This window comes from Paraburkholderia piptadeniae (genome assembly GCF_900007165.1).
GTDB lineage: Bacteria > Pseudomonadota > Gammaproteobacteria > Burkholderiales > Burkholderiaceae > Paraburkholderia > Paraburkholderia piptadeniae.
The window spans coordinates 1-13,939 of the sequence record NZ_CYGY02000011.1 but is presented as its reverse complement, the minus strand read 5'-3'; the positions used below and the strand labels follow the sequence as shown (position 1 = coordinate 13,939).

Below are 13,939 nucleotides of genomic sequence, written 5' to 3'. Positions count from 1 at the left end.
GACGATAGTGACTTTTCCTGGTTCGGAGTTTGCAGATAGAGACGGAGCCGAATGGATGACCAGCCAGGCTGATGACGACGTCGTTCGACGTGCGCTAGTCGACATATTGATGCCCGAGTCGCACTCGCTCGAAGCGACGATCAGGCCGCCGTGCGGTCCAAGGAAGAAGTTGCGTTCGAGGCGGCGACCATCAACTCAGGCGTTCAAACCGGTCGATGTCGAACCGCCTCCTTCGCATGTTTCTATTCTCGAGCGGCTGTCGTCGAAGTCGCTCAGCGTGTGCTGGAGCGTTCCGCGTTCAGGGCACTATGCGGACCAGGTCTGGCGAATAGGACTTGCGCGCGTGGACTCGTTTTGCGTGCTGACTGGCATGCCTATCTGGCGTGGTGACTCTGTGTTTCGGCCTCGGGTTAGTCCGTCCTTCTTTCCGGCCAATCATAACCGGATGATTCTTGCTTCCGTGGTTTCCAGTTATCTGCGATGCGAACGCGATTTCGGGTCCGAACGGCCTTGAGCGCGCGAGCGGGGATGGTTGCCGGAAGCGGGCTTACGAGTTCGAGCCCGCTCGTGGTTATAGAGCTTCAATAAAAACTTACTTGCCTTTACGCTCGTAGCCTTTGACAAGATCGAGCCATTCAAACTTCCGGTCTGACTTCAGAAGGTCTTTGAGCTTGCCTTCGTAGTCGACCCGGTAAGACTTCTTCAGATGATGATCAACGAAATACTGCGCGCTGCACGCCCAGGTTTCGTAAAGCACGAGGGTGTCGGGATCGTCTGCGGATCGATGAAGATACGTGTTGACGAAATCCGGTTCATTTGACATTTCGTCGAGCACCTTGATGAGGCTCGAGTAAAGTTCTTCGCGTGCCTCGGGCTTGCCGGGCAGATGGACTATGAATGAAATGTTCTGAGTCATGGTGGGGCTCCTGAATCTGGATGGATCTTTACGATGTCGCATCGGCAACGTTGAACATCGCGCGGGCTGCGGCAAGTTGCGAGGCCACTTCCGCGACGCTGATGCCGAGAAATTCCGCGGTGCGCAAATTCGCTTCGAGGGCGACGGCGACGCGGATTCCTTCAAAACCTTGCGACATGATCTGCTCCATGGTTGACGTCACAGCCAGTGACGATTGCGAGAATTATGGATCAGCCGGTTTCGAATATCGTTCGAAGGGATTCACGAGGTCGTTCGGTTTCATCGAACGAGTGCGGTTCTGCTGAGCTGACGGACATCGGGCGCGATCGAGGCAATCCTCTGTTGTAAACCGTTTGGTCTACAATGACAGTCTGTCAGAGGAAACTGAAATGGCACGCCCGCGAGAGTTCGACGAAGATCATGTTTTGGAGAAGGCCCTGCATGTGTTTTGGGAGAAAGGCTATGACGCCGCGTCGCTAGCGGATCTTCAGGAGGCGACAGGGCTCACGAAGTCCAGCCTGTACAAGGCGTTCGAAAGCAAAGAGGGGCTCTTTCGGCGGGTGGTCAATCGATACAACGACAACCATCTGGCTTTCCGCGAGCATGCGCTGGCGCAACCGACACCCAGGCTGATCGCAGAATCTCTGCTTGAGGGAATTGTCGTACTTCACACAGGGAAGAACACGCCTTCCGGTTGTCTCGTGACGTTTGCCGCGCTTGCGTGCAGCGCGGACGCGCGCCCGCTCGCCGATGAACTGTCCGAGAGCCGCAATGCTTTCGAGCGGCGTCTGCGCGAGCGCTTCGAGTCAGTGAAGCAGGCGGGGCCGCTTCCGGAGGGCATGACCAGTCATGACGCGGCCATGTTCGTATCGACGTTTATTCAGGGTCTGGCCGTTCAGGCGAGAGGAGGCGCTACGCGTCGGCAGCTTCGTCAACTGGTGGCGGCGGTGTTGAAAAGTTGGCCCGCAGCCTAGGAAAACGCTGTCCAGACCTGCTCGGCCGTGCATCCGCAGAGTTGCCTAACCAGAAGCGCACGGCACTTCTCGCAACGGTAGTGCTCGATTGCCACTACACCTTCGCATTCGCCAACGCCGATCAGGGTAAGGCCTTCTTCTCTGATCCTGTCAGCGGAGCATCCCTGGAGCGTGGAGCATTCGTCGCAAAGTTCCATGACCTGATTGCCGTTTCACGTGAGTCAAGCTACAGCGGGAAATGGGGCGCTTAAGCGGGCCATCCATCAGTGAAGAACCCGCGAGAAGAAGCGGGCAGGTCAGTATTGCGCCAATTTGCCTGCTGCGCAGCAAAAATCATTTGGGGAACCAGACCGAACCAGGAAATGCACAGTGTTAGTGCCAAACGTGCTTCATTTCGGTGAGTTTTGCGCGGCTCGACGAGCAGATACTTCGTGCCGTCGAGCGGCACGCGCACTCATGTGCGCTCGGCCAAACACGATCACTCGGGCTGCATCCACGCCGGATCGAGCGGCGCCATTCTGCGCAGTGTCAGTCGAAAATCGCGCGCGACGGCCGGCAATGTCGCATCGCGTCGGCGGATCAAACCGATTGTGCGTGCAACCGTCGGCTCGACGAGCGGACGGATCGCGATTCTCGATTGAGGGTCGCGGGGCGACGCGCAACGCGGAATGATCGAGATGCCGAGTCCGGCTTCGACGAGTCCGAGCGACGTCGTCAGATGCTCGATTTCGATCAGCCGGTCCGGGCGCCAGTCGATGTCGCGCAATGCGGCATCGAGCATCCGGCGATTGCCGCTCGTCGTGCCCGACACGATCAACGGCCACGGTCTCAGCTCGCGCCACGCGACGTGCTCGCTTTTCGCTAGCGGGTGATCGGCGGGGCACGCCAATACGTACGGGTCCACCAGCAACTCGTCGATCGCGAGTTCCGGCGTTTCGTTGACGAGAAACGCGATGCCGAATTCCGCCTCCCCGTCGGCGACGCGCCGCGCGACCGTCGAGAGGTCCGCTTCGATCAGCCTCAACCGCACTTCAGGCCGCTTGCGGTGATAGCTGCTCACGATCTTCGGCAGCAGAAACTTCGCGACAGTGGGGATGCACGCAATCGTCAATTGACCCGCGCGGATGCGGGTGGCCTCGGTGACGAGCTGTAATGACGCGTCGAGTTCGCGCAGCACGCTTTGTGCGCGCGGCAACAGCAGTTCGCCCGATGACGTGAGCGAGACCGTGCGCGTCGTGCGTTCGAAGAGCATCAGGTCGAGTGCTTCTTCGAGCCGCTTGATGCGTCGCGTCAGCGCCGACGCGGACAGATTCAGTTCGATCGCCGCATCGTTGAACGATGCATGCGATGCGACTGCGACAAAAGCGCGGAGTGCATCGAGATCGACGCCGGGAAAGCGAATCATGGGAGCCTGACTGTGGACCTGACTGTGAGGGATACACAGACTATCGACTATTGCATGTGAGGCAATAATAATCGCGCCGCACGCAATTCACAAACCCATGGCGCGTGCGGATACTGGGTGACAGCAAAGCAGCATGCCCGGCTCAAACCCACTACCGCGCGCCAATTGCGCCTGACACGCGATGAACCAGCACAACGACATCGGCACAAACCCTTATACCGGCGGCGTCGCGGGCTTCGTGGCGGGATTGCGTTATGAAGCGATCCCCGACGAAGTGCGCGCTCGCATCAAGCTGCTGATTCTCGATTCGCTCGGCTGCGCGCTGTTCGGCTCGGGGCTCGAGTGGAGCCGCATTCTCTCGGATACGCTCGCGAGCATTGATACGACACAGGGCTGTCACGTGTGGGGCATGTCGTCGAAGCTGTCGGCGCCGCACGCGGCGCTCGTCAACGGGACGATGATCCAGAGCTTCGAACTCGACGACGTGCATCGCGCGGGCGTGCTGCATGTCGGCGCGGTGACGTTGCCCGCTGTGCTCGCGATCGCGGAGACGCTGCCTGCCGATGCACGCATGAGCGGCCGCGATTTTCTGCGCGCGTGTGTCGCCGGCTATGAAGTGGGGCCGCGCGTCGGCATGTGCATGGGCCCCGAGCATATCGCGCAGGGCTGGCATTCGGGCGCGACGGTCGGCGTGTTTTCGGCTGCGGCGGGCGCGGCGGCCGCGTTGCGTCTCGATACCGCGCAGACGGTGCACGCGCTCGGCATCGGCGGCACGCAGTCGGCGGGCCTGATGGCCGCGCAGTTCGGCGCGATGGTCAAGCGCATGCATGCGGGGCGCGCCGCGCAAAGCGGACTGTATGGCGCGCTGCTGGCGCGTAACGGCTTCACGGGCATCGTCGATGTATTCGAGAACCCCTATGGCGGCTTTTGCAGCACGTTCTCGCGATCGACGGACCGCTTCGATCTGACGCAATTGATCGACGGCCTCGGCGAGCGCTTCGAGACGATGAACATCGCGCTGAAGTTCTATTCGTGCGTGGGCAGCAATCACACGACGCTCGATGCGATCCGCGCGATGCAGGCGCGTCATCCGTTCGGCGCGAACGACGTGGAGTCGATTGTCGTGCATGGCTCGCGTGTGACAGTCGATCACGTCGGCTGGCGCTACGTGCCGCAGGGGCTGACGTCGGCGCAGTTGAACCTTCCATACTGTGTCGCGACGTTGCTGCTCGAAGGCGACGTGTTCGTCGACCAGTTCAGCGAAGACAAAGTGGCCGATCCTCAACGCATGGCGCTGGCCGACCGCGTACAGGTGCTCGAAGATCCGTCGATCACCGCGCGCGGCCGCGGCGCGCGCCATACGGTGAGAGTCGAAGTGATACTGCGCGACGGCACGCGGCTCGAAGAAACCGTGCAATCGCAGCGCGGCAGCGAGGATGCATTTGCGAGCGAGGCGGAAATCGTCGGCAAGATGACGAAGCTCGCGGCGCATCGCATCAAAGGCGAGCAGATCGAGCGCATCGTGGACTGGGTCATGCACGCCGAAGAAAAGACGGACGCAGCAGAACTCGTGCGCTTGCTCGCGTCTCACGGTTAGCGCCGCGAGAACATCACGCGCGAGCACATTGCACGCAACAGCACGCAACTGCACGCACCACTCGCGACCGCGTGACAGCAGCACGGCAGGCAGGAAAGTAGCAAAGCAGCAATCCAGGCACCAGACAAGAGCGGCCGGGTGGCCGCAAGGGGACACAGGATGGCCGCAACGCCTCACGATCTGTCGCTACGGGCTTCGCTCGCCGGGCGGCGGGAACGCCTGCGCTCGATCATCGGCGGCAGCGCGGGCAACGTGATCGAGTGGTACGACTTTCTCGCGTACTCGATCTTCTCGATCTACTTCAGCAAGGCATTCTTTCCGGGTGGCAATCAGACGGCGCAATTACTGAACGCCGCCGCTGTCGCCGCGATCGGCTATGTGGTGCGGCCGCTCGGCAGCTGGGCGATCGGCGCGCTCGCGGACCGGCACGGACGGCGTGTCGCACTGAGCGTATCGGTGGCGATGATGAGCGTCGGCTCACTGATCATCGCGCTCACGCCGACCTACGCGACGATTGGTGTCGCCGCGCCTGGTGTGCTCATCTGCGCGCGGCTGCTGCAAGGCTTCAGCATGGGCGGCGAGGCGGGCACCAGCGCGACGTATCTCAGCGAGATGGCGCCTGCGGGGCGGCGCGGCTTCTTCGTCGGCTTCGTGCAGGTAACGGTCGTGATGGGTCAGCTCGTCGCGCTCGCGCTGATGCTCCTGCTTCAGCGGCTCGTGCTGTCGCCCGCACAACTCGAAGACTGGGGCTGGCGCATTCCGTTTGCGATCGGCGGCGCGCTCGCGGTATTCGCGCTGTACCTGAGGCGCGGCATCGCGGAAACCGATGCGTTCGAGCGTGCCGATGCGCTCACGGCGGGCAAGCAGCGCGGCGAAGCAGAGCGCGGCAGTCTCGTTGCATTGCTGATCCGCCATCGCATGCAGACGCTGTGGACGATCGGCATCAGCATCGGCGGCACGGTCGCGTTCTATACGTTCACGATCTACCTGCAGAAGTACATGGTCAACACGACGGGCTTCAGCCGCGATACGGCGACGCTGATCACCACGGTCGCGCTCGTCATTTATATGTGTTTTCAGCCGCTCTATGGACTGCTATCGGATGCCGTCGGCAGGCGTCCTGTCATGCTGATCTTCGGTATCGGCGGCACGTTCTGCACGGTGCCGTTGATGCATGCGCTCGGCACGACACACAGCGTATGGGCGGCGTTCGCGCTGAACCTCGCGGCGCTCGGCATTCTGAGCGGCTTCTCGTCGATACATTGGCTCGTGAAGTCGGAGCTCTTTCCGGCGAAGCTGCGCGCGCTCGGCGTCGGTTTGCCGTTTGCGGTGGTGTCGTCGGTGATGGGCGGCACGACCGAATACCTCGCGTTGAAGTTCAAGCACGCGGGTCATGAGTCGTGGTTCTTCTACTACGTGAGCGCGTGCGCGGCCATATCGCTCGTCACCTATCTGCTGATGCCGGAGACGCGCCATCGCTCCGTCATCGACGAAGAAGCGCGAGGCTGACGGGACATGCAAAGCACGCAACGAGACGACACGATGCACGAATCGACGACGACGGCCGCACACGCGCTCGCGGACTACGCTCACGGCTTGCGATACGAAGCATTGCCCGCCGATGTCGTGCGGCTCGCGAAGGATTGCCTGATCGATGCAGTCGGCGCGGCCGTCTATGGTCATGAAGTCGCCGCGGGCGAAGCCGTGCGCCGCTATCTCGCGGATGCGGCGCCGGGACCGTGCGCCGTCCCCGGCATCGCCGATGCGCGCTATGGCGCCGAAGCGGCGGCCTTCGCGGGCGGCGTGCTCGTGCATGCCGCCGAGCTCGACAGTCTGCGGCAGCCCGGCGCGGGTGTTCATCCCGGCGCGGTGCTCGTGCCGCCGGCGCTGGCCGTTGCGCAGATATCGGGTGCATCGGGACGCGATGTACTGAGCGCGCTCGTGGCGGGCATCGAAGTGCTGTTCCGGATCGGCGCGGCGACGAAGCATTCGGCGGAAGCGCGCGGATTCCACGCGCCGGGTCTGACGGGCCCGTTCGGCGCGGCAATCGCCGCGGGCAAGCTGGCAGGCGTCGACAGCGAGACGCTGCGGCGCGCGCTCGGCATCGCGGGTTCGCTGGGCGGCGGGCTGCTCGAATTCGCGAAGGCGGGCGATGGCGGCCTCGTCAAGCGCATGCATCTGGGGCGCGCGGCGCAGGCGGGTATCGTCGCCGTGCAACTCGCGCGTGCAGGTTTCGACGGCCCATCGAGCGTGCTCGAAGGGCGCTACGGTTTTCTGCACGCCTATTGCGAGCGCTCCGACCTTGCGCTGTTGACGGACGGTCTCGGCACGCGCTACGAAACGCCGACGCTCTGCCTGAAGCGCTACGCGTGCCATATCGTCGCGCACACGCCCGTTTATGCGGCGCAGCGTCTGCGTGCCGCGCACGATATCGACGCGCGTCGCATCGCATCGATTCACATCGAGGGCGCGGCGCGGCTCGCCGCGAATCACGACATCAAGTCGCCGGCCGATTCGACGCTCGCGCAGTACAGCGTGCCGTACTGTGTCGCTGCTGCGTTACTGCACGACGCCGACGACCCCGCGACCTTCGGCAAACGGCTGCTCGACGATCCCGCCGTCGGCGAACTGGCGCAGCGCGTGAGCGTCGTCGCAACCGATGCGCAAGGGCTGTCGACGAAGACGCGCATCACGCTCGACAACGGCACGTGCTACGAAGAAGCGCGCGCGGATTTTCCGGGCTGCCCGAGTACACCGCTTTCGCGCGAGCAGTTGCGCGCGAAATTCATGCGGATGACGCGCACGCTCGACACTGCGGCCGCGCCGCTGTTCGACCGCCTCGATCGTATCGAAGAGGAAGCGGATCTTCACTGGCTCGACGCCGCAGCGTCACGGCTGCAAGGAGCACACGCATGACGATCGCCCGATGGTTCGGCGACAGGATCGCCGCATTCCGTTTCGAGGACCTGCCACCCGAGGCGCTGCGCTGGGCGCGCATCGGCATCGTCGATACCGTCGGCGTGACGCTTGCGGGCGCGAGCGAGCGTTGCACGCGTCTCGCGCATGCGGTCGCGTCGCCGTCCGCGGGCGACGCGCTGGTGTTCGGACGACGCGAGCGCATGAAGCCATCGGATGCAGCGTTCGTCAACGGCACGGCCGCGCACGCGCTCGACTTCGACGATTGCAGCAACACGCTTGGCGGTCATCCGTCGGCGCCCATTCTGCCCGCGCTCTTCGCGCTGGCGGAGCAGGTTCATGCAAGCGGCCGTGAGTTCGTGAGCGCGTATGTCGCAGGCTTCGAAACGCAGGCGCGGCTCGCGCACGCGGTGAACTTCCATCACTACGACAAGGGCTGGCATCCGACCGCGACGCTCGGCGTATTCGGCGCGTGCGCGGCGGCGTCGCGTCTGATGCGGCTCGACGCATCGCAAACGGCCACGGCCCTGTCGATCGCTGCGTCGTTCGCGTCGGGCGTGAAAGCGAACTTCGGCACGATGACGAAGCCGCTGCATGTCGGTCACGCGTCGCGCAACGGGCTCATTGCAGCGTGGCTCGCGCGCGAAGGCTTCACGGCCGGCGACGAAGCGTTCGAGCATCGCCAGGGCTTCTTCAATGTCTACAACGGCGCGGGCAACTACGATGCCGACGCGGCGATGCGCGCGTGGGCCGATCCGCTCGATATCGTGGAGCCGGGCATCGCGATCAAGCAATACCCGTGTTGCGGCAGCACGCATCCCGCCATCGACGCGATGCTGATGCTCGTCGCCGAGCAAGGCTTGACGCCGGAGAAAGTCGAGCGCGTGATCTCGCGCACGCATCCGCGCCGCTTGCGGCATACGAATCGTCCGCAGCCAAAGAGCGCGCTCGATGCGAAGTTCAGCGTGCAGTACTGCGTCGCAAGAGCGCTTGCGCAAGGTAGCGTCGTGCTCTCCGATTTCGAAGGCGATGCGTATGCGAATGCAGCGATCCAGGCCGTGATGAAGAAAGTGACGGCCGAGCCCGATCCGCTCGCGGGCCGGCAGCCCGATCATTTCGGCGCGGAGGTGGTCGTCGAGTTGCGCGACGGGAGCCGCGTGTCGAAGCGCGTCGCGCGCGCGGCGGGCCGCACGTCGGCGAATCCGCTGCCCGACGAGCGTATCGAAGCGAAGTTTCTCGATTGCGCCTCGCACGCGCTGACGACAGACGCGAGCGAGCGCGCGCTCGCCGCGCTGTGGCAGGTCGAGCGCCTCGACGATATCGCCGGTTTCACTGCGCAGATGGAGGCCGGCTTGAAGCCCGATTGAAGCACGCCAGCGGATGAGCAACGCACCGTCCCGCACCACACCCGATTGCAAATCGCGCGGCCACGAACGCGCGGATTCGAAGGAGACAGGCATGAACGATTCAATCGTCGCCGCGCGCGTCGACCGTTTGCCGAACTCGCGGATGCATCGCGAATGGATGCTGCTGTTTGCGATCCCGCTGTTTTTCGACAGCTGCGATATCAACACGTTTGCTTCGGCTGCGCCCGCGCTGATCCGGCATTGGCATATCGCGATCAATGAAATCGCGCTGATCACGTCCGCGAGCTTTATCGGCATGTTCTTCGGGGCTACGTTGGGCGGCATGCTGTCGGACCGCATGGGGCGGCGGCGCTCGCTGACTGTGTTCGTGCTGATCTCGTCGCTTGGCTCGCTCGCGACCGCGCTCGTGCCGGGCGTTCCGTATCTGTTCGCGGCGCGCGTGGTGACGGGCTTCGGGATTTCGGCGGGCATGGTGACGGTGATGACATACATCGCCGAGCTGTTTCCTGCGAAATCGCGCGGCACGTGGCAATCGTGGGCGATGGTGATCAACCTGTGCGCGATTCCGTTGACGAATCTCGTTGCGCGGCTCGTCGTTCCGTTCGGGCCGGACGGCTGGCGCTGGGTGTTCGTATGGGGCTCGCTCGGCATCGTGTTTCCGCTGATCGTGCGGCGCTTGCCCGAATCGCCGCGCTGGAGCGCTCGCGCCGGCCGGTTCGACGACGCCGAAGCTGCGATCGCCGCAATGGAAGCGCGCGTGGCGGCCGAAGGCCATACGCTCTCATCGCCCGCCGTGGCTGTGCGCGCGCCCGAAGCGCGCGAGCCGTGGACCGCGATGTTCAACAGCACCTACCGTCGCCGCACGCTCACGCTGTGCGCAATCTGGCTGCTGCAGACCATCGGCTTCTACGGCTTCGAAGCGTGGGTGCCGACGCTGCTCGTGCATCACGGCATCACGGTCGCGCGCAGCCTCACGTACTTCACGCTGATCAATGTCGGCGCGCCGCTTGGCGCATTGCTCGCCGTTGCGTTCGCGGATCGCTTCGAGCGCAAGCATCTGATCGCACTCGTCGCGTTTCTGATCGCGTGCTTCGGCTTGCTGTACGGCCTGAGTTTCCAGCCGATCCTGATCGTCACGTTCGGTTTCGCAGTCGGCATGTTGACGCAGACCTTCGCGACGCTGCTGTACTCGTACACGCCCGAGCAGTTTCCGACTGGCGTGCGCAACAGCGCGACGGGCCTGACGTATGGCGCAGGCCGCGTTGCCAACGTGGCGAACGCCTTCGTGATCGCCGCGATCTACACCAGCTATGGCTATGTGACGGTGTTCATGTACATCGCGGGCGCGTGGACGCTCACCGCGCTGATCACATTGGTGTTCGGTCCGCGCACGACGGGCCGCAGCCTCGAAACGCTGAGCCCCGCCGTCGATCCGAACGCAACCGGCGACGCCTCGCTGCAGCCGCTCGCCGACTATCCACGCCGCTGACTACGCAACGGGAGACCCTACTGATGACCCTCGACGAACTCAACGATATCGACGTCCTCGTGATCGGCGCCGGCAATGCCGCCGCGAACGCGGCACTGGCCGCGCGCGAAGGCGGCGCGCGCCGCGTCGCGATGCTCGAAAGCGCGCCCGAGAATGCGCGTGGCGGCAACTCGGCATTCACGGGCGGCGCGTTCCGTTTCGTCTACGAGTCGGTCGACGACTTGCTGAAGCTCGCGCCCGACATTGCCGAACTCGATTTGCCGAACATCGATTTCGGCACCTATACGCGCGAGCAGTATTTCGACGACGTCGGCCGCCTGACGGAATATCGCGCCGACCCGGACCTCACGGAAGTGCTGATCGGCAACAGCTATGACGCCGCGCTGTGGCTCAAGCGGCATGGCGTGCGATTTCAGCCGGCGCTCGGACGCCAGGCGTTTCGCGTCGAAGGCAAGTTTCGCTTTTGGGGTGGTCTTGCATGCCATATCCTCGGCGGCGGGACGCATCTCGTCGAAACGCTGCACGAGGCGCTCAAGCGCGCGGAAGTCGGCGTCGTTTATCAGACGCAGGCGACGGGGCTCCTGTATGGCGACGGACGTATCGAAGGCGTGCGCGCGTTGCATCGCGGACGTCCCGTCGAAATCCGCGCGAAGGCTGTCGTGCTCGCGTGCGGTGGCTTCGAGTCGAACCCGGAGATGCGCGCCCGCTATCTCGGTCCGAACTGGGATCTCGCGAAAGTGCGCGGCACGCGTTACAACACGGGCTGGGGTCATCGGATGGCGATGGAGATCGGAGCGGCCGTGACGGGCCACTGGTCCGGCGCGCACGCGGTGCAGTGGGACATGAACGCACCCGAGTATGGCGATCTGACGGTCGGCGATCGCTTCCAGAAGCACAACTATCCGTTCGGGATTCTGGTGAACGCGAAGGGCGAACGCTTTCTCGACGAAGGGCTCGACTTTCACAGCTTCACGTATGCGAAGTACGGCCACGAAGTGCTTCGCCAGCCGGGCCTGTTCGCATGGCAGATCTTCGATCAGAAAGTGGTGAAGCTGTTGCGCGACGAATACCGCATTGCGCGCATTACGAAGGAGACGGCGAATACGCTCGAAGAACTCGCGCAGAAGTTGACGGGTGTCGACCCGGAAGGTTTTCTGCGCACGGTGCGCGCGTACAACGCCGCCGAGCGTCCCGACGTGCCGTTCAATCCCAACGTGCACGACGGCTTGCGCACGCGCGGGCTCGCGATCGACAAGACCAACTGGGCGAACCGGCTCGATACGCCGCCTTACGAGGCATATGGCGTGACGACAGGCGTGACGTTCACGTTCGGCGGGCTGAAGGTATCGACGGACGCGGAAGTGCTCGACGTTTCGGGTGCGCCGATTCCGGGGCTTTACGCGGCGGGCGAAATCGTCGGCGGTCTCTACTATCACAACTACGGCAGCGGCACGGGACTGGTCGCTGGCGTAGTGTTCGGAAGGCTTGCGGGCGAAGGCGCAGCGCGCCTCGTCGCTCGCTGAACGCGTTAGCGGAGGGCGCTTCTCGGTGCTGCTGCTGGACAACGAATGCGTCGCGCGTCTGCTGACGATGCGCGACTGCATCGACGCGCAGGCGCGGGCGTTTGCGGGACTGCCGGCCGGCGCGTCGATCGGCCGCCCGCGCTTCGATACCTATGTGCCGACCTCGCGCGACGATGGCTACTACCGTTTCGGTTCCGTCGATGGCGCGACGGACGGCATTCTAGCGGTGCGGCTGAAGTCGGACGTGATGGTGTGGCCTCGCGACGATGGAGCCGATCAGTCGGGTTCGCATCGCGTGGGCAGCGAGCAGAAGTACTGCATCGAGCCGGGCACGTACTGCGGGCTCGTGATTCTCTTCAGCACCGAGAACGGCGCCCCGCTCGCGATCATCAACGACGGTCATTTGCAGCATATGCGCGTCGGCGGCGCTGCGGGGCTCGGCACGCGTCTGCTCGCGCGCGAAGATGCGCATACCGTCGGCATGATCGGCTCGGGCGGCATGGCCGAAACGTTTCTCGATGCGCTGTGCTGCGTGCGCGAGATTCGCCGCGTGCGCGTGTATAGCCGACGCGAAGAGAACCGGCGACGCTTTGCTCGCGCGATGGCGGACAGATTGCAGATCGACATCGAAGCCGTGGATAGCGCTCGCGATGCGGTTCGCGGTGCGGATATCGTCGCGACCTGCACGGACAGCATGTCGCCCGTGCTCGACGCCGCGTGGCTCGAACCGGGGATGCATGTGGTCGCGTTGACGCCGCGCGAGTTCGATGCAAGCGTCGCGCGGCGCTTCGACGTCGCGATTGCGCAGGGTCGCGAGCGCCTGCCGTTGGCGGAGAGCGAGCGCTTCAGCCAGCATGTTTCGGGAAGCCCGAATGCGTTCGTCGGCGGTAGCGTCGACGAACGGCGACGGCTGCCCGTTTCGCGCGGAGAGCGCGTCGATACGAGCGGCTGGCCTGTCTATAGCGATGTGATCACGGGTCGCGCGCCGGGCCGCACGAGCGCGGAGCAGGTCACGTTTTACTACACGGTGGGCAACTGGGGCGTACAGTTCGCGGCCGTCGGCGGACATGTGTACCGTGAGGCGGTCAGACAGGGCGTCGGCGTGACGTTGCCGCGCGAGTGGTTCATCCAGACGATACGCAATTAGGGTTGGGCACCGGCCAAGGGGCGAGCTTTTGTTCGCCAGGGATTGCGCGGTGCAAAGAGCGCCGGTAACACGCAACGCATACGCATCCCCGCGTAGTGATGCCGATAGTCTGCGAAACCAAACGTTTCTTCCAGATCGCCTCCTTTCGTGAGGCGATTTTTTTTAGTTCTTCGCGGATTTCCTGGACCAGGCGGGAGTTGGGCCGCGATCGGGCCAGTTCCCGTCATTTCTCTTCCTGAGCAAATGGACGCTCATATGGCCGATGCGCTTCGGCAGCTGACATTCGCCTCGCAGTGTTGCCCCGAACGCGCGGCCGGCTGCATACAGCCATCGGAGCTTCCGCTAGAGAGATGGACATACGCAAGGGATCTCACGCTTCATGTTCCATACAATTGGGACTACCTGTCCGGTAGCCGTCATGACCTTCGTCTCTTGCGCGAAAGGGTGGCTGAAAAGAAAACAAGGCGGCCGATTACCTTGACCCGCCCCCGCCATTTCCGCCGTTCCCGCCTCCGCCGTTCCCACCGTTCCCGCCTCCGCCGTTCCCACCGTTCCCGCCTCCGCCGTGACCGCCTGCGCCATGACCGCCTGCGCCTGCGCCCGAA

At 63.8% G+C, this 13,939-nt stretch carries 12 protein-coding genes; 9 read left to right on the top strand and 3 right to left on the bottom strand.

Annotated features, from left to right (window positions below; all coding sequences use genetic code 11):
* Window positions 1-55: 55 nt before the first annotated feature.
* Window positions 56-514, top strand: coding sequence for a DUF3331 domain-containing protein (locus BN2476_RS04550; RefSeq protein ID WP_087733175.1), 459 nt, complete (start codon window positions 56-58; stop codon window positions 512-514).
* Window positions 515-592: 78 nt separating this feature from the next.
* Here BN2476_RS04550 and BN2476_RS04545 read toward each other — a convergent pair whose 3' ends face one another.
* Complete coding sequence (locus tag BN2476_RS04545; protein ID WP_087732977.1) at window positions 593-916, bottom strand: putative quinol monooxygenase; 324 nt, start codon at window positions 914-916, stop codon at window positions 593-595.
* 28 nt (window positions 917-944) lie between these two features.
* Window positions 945-1,094 carry a hypothetical protein gene (locus BN2476_RS46360; protein WP_160111668.1) on the bottom strand — a complete coding sequence of 50 codons (150 nt, stop codon included), beginning with the start codon at window positions 1,092-1,094 and terminating at the stop codon, window positions 945-947.
* Window positions 1,095-1,269: 175 nt separating this feature from the next.
* Here BN2476_RS46360 and BN2476_RS04540 point away from each other — a divergent pair, with 175 nt between their 5' ends.
* Window positions 1,270-1,890: a TetR/AcrR family transcriptional regulator gene (locus BN2476_RS04540; RefSeq protein WP_235850694.1), complete on the top strand. Its 621-nt coding sequence runs from the start codon at window positions 1,270-1,272 to the stop codon at window positions 1,888-1,890.
* Window positions 1,891-2,368: 478 nt separating this feature from the next.
* Here BN2476_RS04540 and BN2476_RS04530 read toward each other — a convergent pair whose 3' ends face one another.
* Entirely contained in the window at window positions 2,369-3,295 is a 927-nt protein-coding gene (locus BN2476_RS04530) for a LysR family transcriptional regulator (protein ID WP_087732975.1), read from the bottom strand.
* A gap of 181 nt (window positions 3,296-3,476) precedes the next feature.
* On the opposite strand from BN2476_RS04530, the gene BN2476_RS04525 reads away from it, so the two are divergent.
* The 7 genes from BN2476_RS04525 to BN2476_RS04495 all read left to right on the top strand — a co-directional run bounded on the left by BN2476_RS04525 (window position 3,477) and on the right by BN2476_RS04495 (window position 13,334).
* Window positions 3,477-4,892: an MmgE/PrpD family protein gene (locus BN2476_RS04525; RefSeq protein ID WP_087732974.1), complete on the top strand. Its 1,416-nt coding sequence runs from the start codon at window positions 3,477-3,479 to the stop codon at window positions 4,890-4,892.
* A 159-nt stretch (window positions 4,893-5,051) separates the two neighbouring features.
* A complete protein-coding gene (locus tag BN2476_RS04520; protein WP_087732973.1) occupies window positions 5,052-6,401 on the top strand; it encodes an MFS transporter in 1,350 nt (449 codons plus the stop codon).
* Window positions 6,402-6,434: 33 nt separating this feature from the next.
* Entirely contained in the window at window positions 6,435-7,808 is a 1,374-nt protein-coding gene (locus BN2476_RS04515) for an MmgE/PrpD family protein (protein ID WP_160111667.1), read from the top strand.
* On the top strand, window positions 7,805-9,175 hold the full coding sequence (locus BN2476_RS04510) for an MmgE/PrpD family protein (RefSeq protein WP_087732971.1): 1,371 nt from the start codon (window positions 7,805-7,807) through the stop codon (window positions 9,173-9,175). Before BN2476_RS04515 ends, BN2476_RS04510 begins: the two co-directional genes overlap by 4 nt.
* Window positions 9,176-9,266: 91 nt before the next feature.
* Complete coding sequence (locus BN2476_RS04505) at window positions 9,267-10,664, top strand: MFS transporter (RefSeq protein WP_087733173.1); 1,398 nt, start codon at window positions 9,267-9,269, stop codon at window positions 10,662-10,664.
* Between the two features lie 23 nt (window positions 10,665-10,687).
* A complete protein-coding gene (gene tcuA, locus BN2476_RS04500; RefSeq protein WP_087732970.1) occupies window positions 10,688-12,187 on the top strand; it encodes an FAD-dependent tricarballylate dehydrogenase TcuA in 1,500 nt (499 codons plus the stop codon).
* A 25-nt stretch (window positions 12,188-12,212) separates the two neighbouring features.
* Window positions 12,213-13,334, top strand: coding sequence for an ornithine cyclodeaminase family protein (locus tag BN2476_RS04495; protein ID WP_087733172.1), 1,122 nt, complete (start codon window positions 12,213-12,215; stop codon window positions 13,332-13,334).
* Window positions 13,335-13,939 lie beyond the last annotated feature (605 nt).